The sequence below is a fragment of the Anaerostipes sp. Marseille-Q3525 genome, from assembly GCF_018223505.1.
Classification (GTDB): Bacteria; Bacillota; Clostridia; order Lachnospirales; family Lachnospiraceae; genus Anaerostipes; species Anaerostipes amylophilus.
This window is the reverse complement of the sequence record NZ_JAGTTT010000005.1, coordinates 61,711-75,826: the sequence shown is the minus strand read 5'-3', so window position 1 is coordinate 75,826 and position 14,116 is coordinate 61,711. Positions and strand designations below refer to the sequence as shown.

Genomic DNA, 14,116 nt, shown 5'->3' with positions numbered 1-14,116 from the left:
GACGAGATGTTTAAAATACATTCAAAGCTTCAATCCTCTGTCTGAGAAATTCCTAATTTATAGCCAATAACATTCTCCACACGTGTTCGGTAGTGGTTTCGATCACGCAAATTAAAATTTCCTCAAAAGCAACGGCACCTCTGCTAAAAGCATTCCAATCCACCCGGCAAGATAAGAAAATGGCAATGCTTCGATCTGCAAGGAAAAATGAAACACAAGAACAGCCGCAAATATCACACGAACCGACATATTCACAAAACTACTGATCAAAGTAATCTTAAGATCTCCGATTCCGCGAAAATATCCCTGAACTCCATTTGTAACTGCAGGGAACAGATACATCAAAGAGATTAGTTTCAAATAAGTCACACCATGTTTGCACACGACAGGATCATTTGAAAAAAGTTGCATCAATGGGTGAGCCAAAAAGAAGCATACAAAAAAGATAAAAATTCCATAAAAAAGTTCAATCTTCATTCCACAACGAAAAGCAGCCTTAATACGATCGGTCTTTTTTGCACCTTTATTTTGTGCCATCAAAGTTGTCATCGCATGAGCAATATTTTGCTGTGGCATATAGGCAAAATCATCGATACGGTTTACAGCTGCAAAGGCAGCGGACACAAAGACACCCATTGAGTTTACAATAGATTGCACACCCAACTTACCAAGCTGTACGGTTGCTTGCTGCATCGCAGAAGCCCATCCGTAAGCAATCGTCTGTTTTAAAAGAGATGGATCAAAGATGAGCCATTTCTTGCCAAGTCGCAGGATTGGGACTTCCTTTTGAATATAAATGATACAAAGAATACAGGAAATTGCTTCACTTAATACAGTAGAAATCGCACATCCCTCATTTCCCATATGAAAAATAAGCACAAAAATAAGATCTCCAAATACATTGACAACAGAACTGATGATCAAAAAATAAAGAGGAGACTTGCTGTCTCCAAGAGCACGAAGCGTACTTGCAAAGCAATTATACATAAATGTAAAGATAAGCCCAGAAAAAATAATCCTTAAATAAAGTTTTGTCATAGGAATGATCACGAAATCCACCTGCATTAAGGTCAGGATTGGGTGAGCAAATAAGATGCAAAGAATAGACAATACAAGAGAAAAAACAATATAAATGTGGTGTGATATTTCCAGTAGTAAGGTCTTTTTCCATTGTAATAATTCTCCGCTCTTATGTAAATTTTACACTGTAGGCTATTGTATCATGTTTTGATGATAATCTCAAAGATCAGAGTGTTAGATTTGATTAAGAACTGATATAATAGGAGAAACAACAAAGATTTTGAAGGAGAGGAAAATGAAACTTGCACTAGTACAAATGAGCATGAAAACAGACATACAAAAAAATCTTGACAAAAGTCTGCAATACTGTGACAAAGCAAAGGTGCGGATCTGGTCATAGTTCCAACAGCGAATACGAAAGCAGAACCAATGGAGACGTTTGAATGGGAAATGCGTGTTCAGGCAATGCATAACCAGAAGGCCAGAACAGTATAGTTAGAGATGTTTCATAATCTTTGGCATATTAATAAATAGAAAGATAAGTAAGAAATTGGAGAGTATCACTATATGGAAAAGTTAAATAAAAAAGCATACTATCATCTGCCAGGACTATTTGAATTTTATGAGCTGTATTGCGTATTTCTTCCATTATATAGAAAACATAGAGAATATTTCTATGAATGGTGTGAAATCAGCTCTATCTATGGATCTCCGGCGGATTGTATCTGGGGAGGAGGTCGTGCTGGCTTTGGTTCGGGTAATCCAGAAGAAGCTTTAGAATTAATGAAAGAATATGGAATCTCGGCACGACTAACGTTTAGCAATAGTTTGTTAAGAGAAGAACATCTGTCGGATAGGAAATGTAATGAATTATGTAAATTATTTGAAGAAACAGGGCAAAAAAGAAATGGTGTGATCATCTATTCTGATTTATTACTTGACTATATAAAAAAACATTACAAAGGCTTATATTTTGTTTCTTCAACGACAAAAGTTTTAACAAACTTTGAAGAATTTTTAAATGAGGTAAAGAAAGAAGATTTTAAATACGTTGTACCAGATTTTCGCTTGAATAAAGCATTTGATCAATTGAAAAAATTATCAAACGTGGAAAAAGATAAGGTAGAATTCTTATGCAATGAATGCTGTTGGTATGGATGTAAGGAAAGAAAGCAGTGCTACGAAACAGTCAGCAGGAAAAATTTAGGAGAAAATATTTCAGAACATATCTGCCAAGCACCAGAAGCTGATCAAGGATACCGTTTTTCAAAAGCAATGAAAAATCCAGGATTTATAAGTGTTGATGATATTAAAAATACTTACTTGCCAATGGGGTTCTCTAATTTCAAAATAGAAGGACGAAGCCTTGGAAGTGCTTTAGTATTGGAGTTTCTGCTTTATTATATGGTAAAGCCAGAATATCAGATTCATGTGAGGGAAGAAGTATATTTGGATAATATGCTGGATTTATTTTAAATTTTAAGTTGTGGAGTTGGCCAATTTAATGTGGTGTGTATGGAGAATGGTATCAGATAAGAATTAAGGTTTTCTCAGACAGATAATATGAAATGTTTGATGGAATTGTGGTTTTTATTGGGAAGTGGAGCAAGTGACTTATTGGATGAAATCAGGGAAAAACGTAAGATGTGTTGAATGACGGGTTAGAATCTTAAAAAATAAGGGGTTCCATTTTCTTCAACAATTTAGTATAATAGAGAGATACAGTGAAATATATATTGAAAATAGGAGAGAAAAATGGAAAAGAAAAATGACTTTAAGCCATTTATTCCCGCAGATAAAGTGTTACCTGAATTTACAGTTACATCAGTAATTCTTGGTATGATCCTAGCGGTTATATTTGGTGGTGCCAACGCTTATTTAGGATTAAGAGTTGGTATGACTGTATCAGCCTCTATTCCAGCGGCAGTTATTTCTATGGGTGTGATCCGAATGATCTTAAAGAAAGATTCCATTCTTGAGAATAACATGGTACAGACAATTGGTTCAGCAGGTGAATCATTAGCGGCAGGAGCAATTTTTACAATTCCTGCTATTTTTATCTGGGCATCAGAAAAAGGAAGTGGAGTGAGTGCTCCATCTTTCGTATCTATTGCATTGATCGCTCTTTGCGGTGGTATTTTAGGAGTACTTTTTATGGTACCTCTTCGTACAGCCCTGATCGTAGAAGAACATGGAACACTTCCTTATCCTGAAGGAACAGCTTGTGCAGAAGTACTTTTAGCCGGAGAACAGGGTGGAAGCAAATCAAAAGTTGTATTTGCAGGACTTGGAATTGCAGCAGTTTATAAATTTATTGCAGATGGTTTAAAACTTTTCCCTAGTGAAGTTCAATTCTCAATGCAGGGAAATTATACAACCTCTGTTGGTATGGATGTCCTTCCAGCGTTAGCAGGTGTAGGTTATATCTGTGGAGCACAGGTATCAAGTTATATTTTCGCAGGTGGTGTGTTATCATATCTTGTGTTAATTCCTGCAATCGCTTATTTTGGTGGAGATTCTGTATCAAAGGTTGTTGATGAAGCAGGAAAGGCACTAGCTTTTAATCAGTTATCTGCTTCTCAGATCTGGAGTAATTATGTCAGATATATCGGTGCAGGTGCTGTAGCAGCAGGTGGACTGATCAGTTTGATCAAGACATTTCCTACTATGGTTAAGACATTTGGACATGCCATGAAAGGATTTGGTAAGACAGGTGATAGTCAGCTAAGAACGCAGCAGGATTTATCTATGAAAGTTGTTCTTGGAGGAGTATTGATCATTGCAGCTTTAATCTGGTTATTACCAGAGATTCCAGTAAGCCTCTTAGGAGCATTGATGATTGTTGTCTTTGGTTTCTTCTTTGCAACTGTATCATCCAGAATGGTTGGTATTGTAGGAAGTAGCAATAACCCAGTATCAGGTATGGCGATCGCAACACTGATCGTAACAACATTTATCTTAAAAGCAACTGGTAATACAGGAGCAACAGGTATGGTATCAGCAATTTCCATTGGTACAGTTATTTGTATCATTGCAGCTATGGCTGGTGATACTTCACAGGATTTAAAGACAGGTTATATCGTAGGTGCGACACCTAGATTACAGCAGATCGGTGAATTGATCGGTGCTGTTGTGGCAGCATTTGCAATTGGAGGAGTTATGTATCTTCTGAATGCAGCATGGGGATTCGGTTCTGACCAGATTCCTGCACCACAGGCAACTTTGATGAAGATGGTTGTTGAAGGTGTTATGGGTGGTACATTACCATGGGTATTGATCTTCATGGGAGCATTTATCGCCATTGTTGTTGAGATCCTTGGAATTCCAGTATTAGCATTCTCTATTGGTCTTTATTTACCAATTTACTTAAGTGCACCAATCATGGTTGGTGGAGTTATTCGTTGGTTTGTTGACAATAAGAAAAAATACGACAGTGATAAAGCGAGAAAAGATGGATCAGACAGAGGTGTCCTTTATGCGGCAGGTATGATTGCAGGAGAAGGTATCGTTGGTATCCTTCTTGCTGTATTAGCAGTATTTAATGTTGCGGATAAGATCGATCTTTCTTCCGTATATGGAGGAGCTTTTGAAACGACTGGCAACTGGGTTGGTTTAGTAGCGTTTATAGTATTACTTGCTACACTATTCTACTTCACAAGAAATAAAAAGACGATTGAAGTAGATGCAGAAAAATAATAAAATAAATATGTATTTCAGTGAGAAGAAAGCACTGCTGCGATCATGCAGTAGTGCTTTCTAAATAAAAAGGTGAATTGATGAAAGATAAGAAGAATTATATTGATCATATCCCGAAGATCAATGATATGAAATGGGAAGTATTAGAAGATGGAATTGTAGAAATCACTGTAGAAAATAAGGGATTCTATAATACAATCGCACAGAAATTGTTTAAAAGGCCACGATATAGTTTTATCAAATTAGATGAATATGGAAGTTTTGTGTGGCAGAAGATCGATGGAAAGAAAAGTATTTACGAGATAGGGAAAGAACTTGAAAGCGCTCATGAAGGTGCAGCGACACAATTATACGAGAGATTGTCACAATATTTTGCAATTTTAGAAAGAAACAAATACATTATTTTTGAAGAATAAACCTTATTAGGTAAAAGGAATTTAAAATGAAATTATCAACAGCGATCATAGGTATTGTTTTATTTGCCATAGCGACGATGATCCTATATGGATGGGGAATCGTTAAACAAAAGAATCAGACAAATGACCTGATGAATTTGCTTTTTAGCAAAGGACAGGATAAAATAAAAAAGTATTTAAAACAAAATGAATACATTACAATTTCACAAGTGGAACAAATTTGCGAAGGTCTCGAAGCAAAACAGCCATTTTCAAGAAATAGAGCGGTTGTAAAGGATAAGAGAGACTATGCAAAAAAACTTGTAGAATATATGCTGAAGACGAACCAGCTTGAAAAAGAGGGTAGTCGTTATAAAATGCATAAAAAATAAGGAGGACATAGAGATGTCAGTATTAGGAGAATTACAGCCAAACAAAGTATTTCAATATTTTGAGGAGATTTGTGCAATCCCTCATGGGTCAAGAAATTTACAGCAGATCAGTGATTATCTGGTAGATTTTGCGAAAGCACATGGATTAAAATACAGACAGGATGAAGATTTAAATGTGATCATCTGGAAAGATGGATCAAAAGGGTATGAAGATTCTGATCCAGTCATCCTTCAGGGACATATGGATATGGTAGCAGTGAAAGAATCAGACTGCGACAAAGATATGGAAAAAGAAGGATTAGACTTAGAAATTGATGGAGATTATATTTTAGCCAAAGGAACTTCCTTAGGTGGAGATGATGGAATTGCCGTTGCATACACACTTGCCGTATTAGATGATGAAGAAATGGCACATCCACCGATTGAAGCGATTTTCACAGTCAATGAAGAAATCGGTATGTTAGGAGCAGCAACCATTGATGTTTCTGATCTGAAAGGACGTTTATTTATGAATATGGACTCTGAAGATGAGGGCGTATTCACAGTCAGCTGTGCAGGTGGAGCATCTGTGATCTGCAAGATTCCATATGAGACAGAAACAGTCAATGCATCAGTCATCGAGATTAAAATGGATGGATTTACAGGTGGACATTCTGGAGTTGAGATCATCAAAGGACGTATGAATGCAAACTGTGCAATGGCAAGAGTGTTGTTAAGTTTGTTCAATGAGGTTGAAATGCAGCTTGTTTCAGTAAATGGTGGAGAAAAAGACAATGCGATCGCGAAATTCAGCGAAGCATCTGTTGCAGTACTTCCAGAAGAAGTAGAAGAAGCAAAACAGATCATTGAAAATACATTTGCACAGATCAAAGAAGAATATAAAGTGACAGATCCTGGTGCAAGATTAACAGTAAATGTAAAAGAAACTGCTGACGTAGAGACATTTACAGAAGATACAACATTTGCAGTAGTGACTGCAATGGTTCATATGCCAAATGGTGTTCAGAGAATGAATCCAGAGATTGAAGGATTGGTACAGACATCACTAAATATGGGGATTTTAACAACGAAAGATTCTGAAGTACAGATGACATTTGCAGTTAGAAGTTCCAGTGAAACAGAGAAACAGTATCTGATCGCTCAATTGACATCTCTGTCTGAAACATTAGGTGGAGAGATAGAAATCGTAGGACCATATCCAGGATGGGAGTATAAAGCAGATTCCAGACTACGTGAAGTTATGGTTGAGGCATACAAAGATTTATACAATGGAGAAGAACCTGTGGTTGAAGGAATTCATGCAGGACTGGAATGTGGAATCTTTGCTTCAAAATTACCAGGACTTGATGCGGTATCCTTTGGTCCTCAGATGGAACATATTCATACGACAAATGAAGTATTGAGTATTTCATCTACGGAACGTACATGGGAACTGGTTGTTAAGACATTGGCGGCATTGAAATAAATTTTAAATTTTGTAATTGGCCAACTGTAGATTTCGAGTATATGATAAAAATAAATAAACGATCGGAAGAGTAGCTAGAGAATTTTACTCACGTTTTTGCAGATCGCTGATTCGCTGGCTTTCCTTGCGAAACTCGCTTTCAAGGGTATTCAAATTTGAATTCTTTGAGGCTCAAACATCGCACCAAGCCAGCTTCGAATCCGCAAAAAACGTGGCAAAATTCTAATGCTGCTCTTCCGATCGTTTATTTATTTTTTATCATATACCTGAAGTCTATCGTGTGGACAATTCACAAGAATTCTAATTTGCGACGGTAGGCTTTTGCATATGTGACAGAAATAAGATAAAACTGAAGGCTATCGAAACCACTATACAGTGTGTATGTTACAGGGTATTGGCTGATAATTTTTGTATTCGTTAACAGAAGATCAAAGGAACTTAAGAACACTGATTTGATGAGAAGTTTGAGATACATTCAAACTTCATATCTTCTGTCATGAAAAAAACTAGTTGAGTTTTCCCAAACCTTTCTATACAATAAATAAGAAGAAAATAAATGAAAGGAATTAAACTTATGGAAGAATTCTTACAAGTAGGAGCAATCGCGAACACACATGGTATCGCAGGGGAAGTCAAAGTATTTCCGATGACAGATGATATCAAACGATTTAAGAAATTAAAAGAAGTATATTTAGATACAGGAAAAGAAAGAAAATTATTACATGTAGTATCATGTAAATTCGTAAAGAATCAGCCAGTTTTAAAATTTAAAGAATTTACAAATATTAATGAAGTAGAGATGTATAAGAGAAAAGGACTGTTTGTTACAAGAGATCAGGCAGTGCCTCTTGGTAAAGATGAATACTTTATTGCAGATCTGATCGGCCTTTCTGTGATCAGAGAGGATAATGGAGAAGTTCTTGGAAAATTAACAGATGTTTTACAGACGGGTGCAAATGATGTCTATGAAGTGAAAATGGAAGATGGGAAAGAAATTTTGCTTCCGGCGATCAGAGAATGTATCAAGAAAGTAGATCTTCAAAAAGGCGAGATTACAGTTCATGTGATGAAAGGATTATTAGATGAATAGATTTCATATATTAACATTGTTTCCAAAGATGGTAATGGATGGGCTTAATACAAGTATTATCGGCAGAGCGATCGATGCAGGACTTCTTGAGATCAATGCGGTTAATATCCGTGATTATTCTACCAATAAGCATATGAAAGTAGATGATTATCCATATGGAGGTGGAGCTGGACTTGTGATGCAGCCGGAGCCGGTTTATCGTGCGTATAAAGATCTTACAAAAAACATGAAGAAAAAGCCAAGAGTCGTTTATTTGACTCCGCAGGGAACAACGTTTCATCAGGAGATGGCAAAAGAACTTGCAAAGGAAGAAGAATTGGTCTTTTTATGTGGACATTATGAAGGAATCGATGAGAGAGTTTTAGAAGAGATCGTTACAGATTATGTATCTATTGGGGATTATGTATTGACTGGAGGTGAACTTCCAGCAATGGTTATGATTGATTCGATTTCAAGACTGGTTCCAGGAGTCTTACATAATGATGATTCCGCAGGGGATGAATCCTTTGAAAATGGATTGCTTGAATATCCGCAGTACACAAGACCACCTGTATTCTTAGATAAAGAAGTACCAGAAGTCCTTCTCTCAGGGCATCATGAGAATATCCGCAAATGGAGACATGAACAGTCAGTGAAACGAACCAAAGAGAGAAGACCAGATCTTTGGGAGGCATATGAGAAGGAGATGGAAGAAAACAATGGGAACAAGTAAGATCAGACTTGTTGCGGTTGATATGGATGGAACCCTTTTAAATAGAGAACGTAAGATCACACAATATACACAGAATGTCATCCGACGTGCGGTTAGTCAAGGTGTTGTTTTTGCACCTGCAACAGGACGAGCGGTCAATGCACTTCCACAAGAATTAAAAGATATGGAAGAAATCCGTTATGGGATTTTCAGTAATGGGGCGACAATTTATGATTTAAAAGAAAAGAAAGTTCTTTATAAAAATCAGTTTGAGCAAAAAAGGATTTTGGAATTAATGGATTTTCTAAAACAATTTGATGTAATGCAAAGTTACAGTATGAATGGACAATCATATGCTGCGAGAAAAGACATGGAAAATGTTGATTATTATCAATTAGATTCTAATACGAAAGCAATCATTCATAATTCAAGAAAACTGATCAATGATCTGGAAGATTTTTTAAAAGAACATGACAAGACGGAAACAGTAGAGAAAATAACTTTATTATTTCGTACAAAGGAAGAAAGAGCAAAGGTCTGGAAAGCATTAGAAAGATTTGATGATATCCAGTATTCAAGTTCTCTTCCAAAGAACATTGAAATCTCCAAAAAAGGATGTAATAAAGGAGATGGGCTTCTTCATTTGGCTAAGAGTCTTGGAATTAAAAGGGAAGAGGTCATGGGCTGTGGAGATGCAGATAATGACAGGGAATTATTAGAATGCTCAGGATTTTCCGTAGCCATGGAAAATGGAATCGATGAAATAAAAGAGATTGCAGATTATATTACGGTAACGAATGAGGAAAATGGTGTTGCCAAGGCGATGGAGAAATTTGTATTAATTTAATACTAATATATAGAGCAAGCATATAAAGATATCTGAATTGAAAAAAATACAAAAAAAGGCTTGCAGCATACAAAAAAATATGATAATATGTTCAAGTTGTTATAAATATGGATGGTCCTCTGTTACATTTGGTATTAAGAACATCTAAAAACGTTCAAGGAGGAACAACAATGAGCGCACAGGATATTATTAAAAGCATCGAAGATGCACAGTTAAGAGAAGTTGCTGAATTCAAAACAGGAGACACTGTAAGAGTTCACGCGAAAGTAAAAGAAGGAAACCGTGAAAGAATCCAGGTTTTCGAAGGAACAGTCATCAAAAGACAGAATGGTGGAGCACGCGAAACATTTACTGTAAGAAAACAGGCAAGTGGTGTTGGTGTTGAAAAAACATGGCCAGTACATTCTCCAATCATCGAAAAGATTGAAGTAGTAAGACGTGGTAAAGTAAGACGTGCTAAATTATACTACTTACGTGATCGTGTTGGTAAAGCAGCAAAAGTAAAAGAAAGAGTATAATCAGACAGAGATTATCAAAAGAGAGGGATAGGCTGTATAAGCTTATCCCTGTTTTATTATATAGGATTTTGCTATATAATATCACACAGAGAAATTATATAAGGAAAGGAGTTCTCTATGAGGAAAGGATATACAATGACCTATCAGATGCGTAAGAAACAACGTCAGCAAAGAGAAATTATTATTCAATATGCACTTAAATTTGTAGGTGTTGTGTTACTTGCATTTTTGATCGTGCGATTCGTATGTTTCAGTTTTACGATTCAGGGAGATTCAATGTCACCATCGATCAAAAAAGGTGAAAAGCATCTGGTAAATCGTTTGATCTATCAGATCAAGGGACCAAGTAGATATGATGTGATCGTATTTAAGACAGATGATAAGAATGGAAATTATTATGTAAAACGAGTTGTTGGACTTCCTGGAGAAAAAGTTCAGATCAAGAATGGACGAATTTATGTAAATGGAAAGAAAACAAAAGCATATTCCAGTCAAAAGATTTTATCTGCAGGACTTGCATCAGAAGAAATTACATTAAAGAGCGAACAGTACTTTGTCGTAGGAGATAACTACAATAATAGTGAGGACTCCAGAAGTGCAAGTGTTGGAAATATAAAAAGATCAAATATTGTTGGAAAAGTCGGTATCAAATACTGGCCGTGATAACAGAGGGAAGGAGATAGAAAAATGGATTTTCAGTGGTACCCAGGTCATATGACCAAAGCAAAACGTATGATGCAGGAAAATATGAAACTGATCGATATCATGATCGAGCTTGTGGATGCAAGAATTCCACTAAGCAGCAGGAACCCTGATATTGACCAGTTAGCAGCGAATAAATCAAGACTGATCTTATTAAATAAGACAGATATGGCGGATGAACGAGTGACTGCACAATGGGAAGAATATTTTAAAGAAAAAGGATTTTATGTAGCAAGGACAAATGCAAGATCCGGAAAAGGTGTCAAAGGGACACAGGCGATCGTCATGGATGCGTGCAAAGAAAAATTAGAAAGAGACAGAAAACGAGGAATTAAAAATCGTCCGATCAGAGCAATGATCGCAGGAATTCCAAACGTTGGGAAGTCAACCTTTATTAATAGTCTGGTTGGAAAAGCCTGTACAAAGACAGGAAATAAACCAGGTGTTACAAAAGGAAAACAATGGATCAAGTTAAATAAAAATATTGAATTATTAGACACACCAGGGATTTTGTGGCCTAAATTTGAAGATCAGCAGGTTGGATTACGTCTTGCATTGATCGGGTCTATCAGAGATGAGATTTTAAATCAAGATGAAATGGCAATTGAACTGATCGAATATCTGAAAAATCATTATAAAGGAATTTTAGCAGATCGTTATCAGGTAGATGAAAGCGAAGATAAAGTGAAGATTTTAGAGCAGGTTGCAATGAATCGTAATTGTAAGATGAAAGGAAATGAATTAGATTACGAAAAAGCATCCAAGATTCTGCTAGAAGAATTCAGAAATGGGAAATTAGGAAAGATTTCTTTGGAAGTTCCAGAGGAAATAAAAGAGGCATAAAAGTCTCTTATGGGGCAGGTAAAACAATGTTTAAAAGTATAATAAGATTACTGGCAACTATTTTGATCACAATCGCATTTGCTTTTTTGATGATCACATATGTGGGAGAGAGAACAAAGGTAAGCGGGCATTCAATGGAGCTGCAGCTGCATGACCAAGATCAAGTGTTGTTAGATAAGCTGACATATCGTTTTCGTAATCCTAAAAGATACGAAATTATCGTATTTCCTGGTCCAGAAGGCGGGGATCAGTTTTTTGTGAAACGAGTGATCGCACTTCCAGGAGAAACTGTGAAGATCGCAAAAGGAAAAGTTTATGTGAACAATAAAGAAGTGAAAGATTATTCTAAGGATCATACAACGGATCCATGTGAGTTGAAGTCAGAACTGCATCTTAAATCAGATGAATATTTTGTTCTAGGGGATAACAGAGATAACAGCAATGACAGCAGATACAAAGAGGTTGGTACAGTAAAGAGGGCAGAGATTACAGGAAGGGTCGTCTTTAGATTCTATCCTTGGAAGAGTGCAGGAGTGATCCGCCCATAGGAAGGATTTTATGACAAAGAAAGAAGAGCGAGAAGCCAGAAAATTAGAAAAGTTAAGACTTGAAAAAGAAAGAATGTATAAAATGTTTTCTTTCGAGAGAGAATATGCGGATCGTCAGTCCATCTGCGGAATTGATGAAGTTGGAAGAGGACCATTTGCAGGTCCGGTTGTTGCAGCAGCAGTGATTTTACCAAAAGATTGTGATATCTTATATCTGAATGATTCCAAGAAACTTTCTGAGAAGAAAAGAGAACTTTTATATGATGAGATTTATGAAAAAGCAGTAGCAATCGGAATTGGAATGTCTTCAGAGAAAGTGATCGATGAGATCAATATCCTGCAGGCAACTTATAAAGCAATGCAGCAGGCAATTTCAAAGCTTTCCGTAAAACCAGATCTTTTATTAAATGATGCAGTTACAATCCCAGAGGTAGACATCGAGCAGGTACCAATCATCAAAGGTGATGCAAAAAGTGCGTCAATTGCAGCGGCAAGTATTGTTGCAAAAGTTACAAGAGACCGAATGATGAAAGAATATGATGCAGTCTATCCGGGATATGATTTTGCAAAGAATAAAGGATATGGAACAAAAGCACATATTGAAGGAATCAAAAAACAGGGAATCTGCGATATTCACAGAAGAACATTTGTAAAGAAATACATATAAAAAGAACTATATAATATGAAGAAGAATAACAGAGAAACCGGGGCAAAGGCAGAAGCAATTGCCTGCTGGTTTTTAGGACAGCAAGGATATGATATTCTTGAACAAAACTTTTATACGAAAGTCGGAGAGATTGATATCATAGCAAAAGAAGGTCAAACATTGGTTTTTGTGGAAGTGAAATACAGAAAAGATGATAAAAAAGGATATCCGGCACAGGCTGTAGATCAAAGAAAACAGCAAAAGATTCGAAAGAGTGCAATGATTTATTTAAAGAAGAATCATTTATCCTTTGAACAGCAGATGCGTTTTGATGTAGTAGAGATTTTAGGAAAGAAGATCAGGGTGATAAAACATGCATTTTAAGAAATCAAATGACAATCAGTCTACGATATTACATGAAGGAAATGTTCCATATCTGACATTTAGGAAATTAGATCAAGCAGGAGTCAGACATGGATTTTCAACTCGGATAGGTGGAGTCAGTGAAGGGATGTTTGCAACACTGAATTTAAGCTATAACCGTTGTGATAAAAAGGAAGCCGTGGATGAAAATTTCAGGCGAATCGGGAAAGCAATTGGATTTGATCATACAAAACTTGTGTTTTCTAATCAGATCCATGAGACAAAAATCCATAAAGTAACAAAAGAAGACTGCGGAAAAGTCATGAAAGATATGGATGGTCTTGCAACAAATGAGCCAGGGATTCCGCTTTATACAGGATATGCAGATTGTGTTCCATTATTCTTTTATGATCCTGTAGAAAAGGTTGCAGCATTGGCACATTCTGGATGGAGAGGAACAGTTGGAAGGATCGGTGCCAAGATGGTACGATTTTTGGAAAGTGAATTTGGATGCAAAAAAGAAAATATCGTTGCAGCGATCGGGCCATCAATTTGTCGAAGCTGCTATGAAGTCAGCGAGGATGTTGCAGAGAAATTTAAGAAAGAACTGACAGGACATGATGCAAAGGAATTTCTGGATGATAAAGGAAATGGAAAATATCAGTTAGATCTTTGGAAAGCAAATGAGATCATTTTAACAGAAGCAGGAATTCTTCCAGAGAATCTAGATATTACAGATATCTGCACATGCTGCAATCCGGACTTATTGTTTTCACATAGAGCAAGTCATGGAAAACGTGGGAATTTAGCAGCATTCATCGTATTATAATATGATATAAAAATAGTATTTTATTTTGTGAAATTCTTCACACTGGACGAATTTCATAAGATAAGGTATAC

General features: G+C 36.4%; 16 protein-coding genes. 15 read left to right on the top strand and 1 reads right to left on the bottom strand.

What is annotated here, in order from left to right:
- Window positions 1-111: 111 nt before the first annotated feature.
- Entirely contained in the window at window positions 112-1,128 is a 1,017-nt protein-coding gene (locus KE503_RS04105; protein ID WP_330621877.1) for an MATE family efflux transporter, read from the bottom strand.
- 459 nt (window positions 1,129-1,587) lie between these two features.
- Between KE503_RS04105 and KE503_RS04100 the strand changes: the two genes are divergently transcribed.
- From KE503_RS04100 to pgeF, 15 genes are all read left to right on the top strand, one after another.
- Window positions 1,588-2,496 (top strand): hypothetical protein, encoded by a 909-nt coding sequence (locus KE503_RS04100; protein ID WP_212384546.1) that lies wholly within the window; start codon window positions 1,588-1,590, stop codon window positions 2,494-2,496.
- A gap of 279 nt (window positions 2,497-2,775) precedes the next feature.
- Window positions 2,776-4,716: an OPT family oligopeptide transporter gene (locus tag KE503_RS04095; RefSeq protein WP_212384545.1), complete on the top strand. Its 1,941-nt coding sequence runs from the start codon at window positions 2,776-2,778 to the stop codon at window positions 4,714-4,716.
- 80 nt (window positions 4,717-4,796) lie between these two features.
- The gene (locus KE503_RS04090) at window positions 4,797-5,132 is read left to right on the top strand and encodes a PqqD family protein (protein WP_022375407.1); all 336 of its coding nucleotides are present in this window, start codon (window positions 4,797-4,799) and stop codon (window positions 5,130-5,132) included.
- A gap of 26 nt (window positions 5,133-5,158) precedes the next feature.
- A complete protein-coding gene (locus KE503_RS04085; protein ID WP_022375406.1) occupies window positions 5,159-5,503 on the top strand; it encodes a hypothetical protein in 345 nt (114 codons plus the stop codon).
- Window positions 5,504-5,516: 13 nt separating this feature from the next.
- Window positions 5,517-6,968: an aminoacyl-histidine dipeptidase gene (locus KE503_RS04080; RefSeq protein ID WP_022375405.1), complete on the top strand. Its 1,452-nt coding sequence runs from the start codon at window positions 5,517-5,519 to the stop codon at window positions 6,966-6,968.
- A 574-nt stretch (window positions 6,969-7,542) separates the two neighbouring features.
- Complete coding sequence (rimM, locus tag KE503_RS04075) at window positions 7,543-8,058, top strand: ribosome maturation factor RimM (protein ID WP_022374561.1); 516 nt, start codon at window positions 7,543-7,545, stop codon at window positions 8,056-8,058.
- Window positions 8,051-8,770 (top strand): tRNA (guanosine(37)-N1)-methyltransferase TrmD, encoded by a 720-nt coding sequence (gene trmD, locus KE503_RS04070; protein WP_022374562.1) that lies wholly within the window; start codon window positions 8,051-8,053, stop codon window positions 8,768-8,770. Before rimM ends, trmD begins: the two co-directional genes overlap by 8 nt.
- Window positions 8,733-9,596 (top strand): Cof-type HAD-IIB family hydrolase, encoded by an 864-nt coding sequence (locus KE503_RS04065; RefSeq protein ID WP_022374563.1) that lies wholly within the window; start codon window positions 8,733-8,735, stop codon window positions 9,594-9,596. Before trmD ends, KE503_RS04065 begins: the two co-directional genes overlap by 38 nt.
- Before the next feature lie 170 nt (window positions 9,597-9,766).
- Window positions 9,767-10,114: a 50S ribosomal protein L19 gene (gene rplS / locus KE503_RS04060; protein ID WP_009265055.1), complete on the top strand. Its 348-nt coding sequence runs from the start codon at window positions 9,767-9,769 to the stop codon at window positions 10,112-10,114.
- 117 nt (window positions 10,115-10,231) lie between these two features.
- Window positions 10,232-10,777, top strand: a complete 546-nt coding sequence (gene lepB / locus KE503_RS04055) for a signal peptidase I (RefSeq protein WP_212384544.1) — start codon at window positions 10,232-10,234, stop codon at window positions 10,775-10,777.
- A 24-nt stretch (window positions 10,778-10,801) separates the two neighbouring features.
- A complete protein-coding gene (ylqF, locus tag KE503_RS04050; RefSeq protein ID WP_022374268.1) occupies window positions 10,802-11,659 on the top strand; it encodes a ribosome biogenesis GTPase YlqF in 858 nt (285 codons plus the stop codon).
- Window positions 11,660-11,685: 26 nt separating this feature from the next.
- A complete protein-coding gene (gene lepB / locus KE503_RS04045; protein ID WP_212384543.1) occupies window positions 11,686-12,207 on the top strand; it encodes a signal peptidase I in 522 nt (173 codons plus the stop codon).
- Between the two features lie 10 nt (window positions 12,208-12,217).
- Window positions 12,218-12,874 (top strand): ribonuclease HII, encoded by a 657-nt coding sequence (locus tag KE503_RS04040; protein ID WP_022374270.1) that lies wholly within the window; start codon window positions 12,218-12,220, stop codon window positions 12,872-12,874.
- Window positions 12,875-12,889: 15 nt separating this feature from the next.
- On the top strand, window positions 12,890-13,237 hold the full coding sequence (locus KE503_RS04035; RefSeq protein ID WP_022374271.1) for a YraN family protein: 348 nt from the start codon (window positions 12,890-12,892) through the stop codon (window positions 13,235-13,237).
- On the top strand, window positions 13,227-14,045 hold the full coding sequence (pgeF, locus tag KE503_RS04030; RefSeq protein WP_212384542.1) for a peptidoglycan editing factor PgeF: 819 nt from the start codon (window positions 13,227-13,229) through the stop codon (window positions 14,043-14,045). Before KE503_RS04035 ends, pgeF begins: the two co-directional genes overlap by 11 nt.
- The last annotated feature ends 71 nt before the right edge of the window (window positions 14,046-14,116 follow it).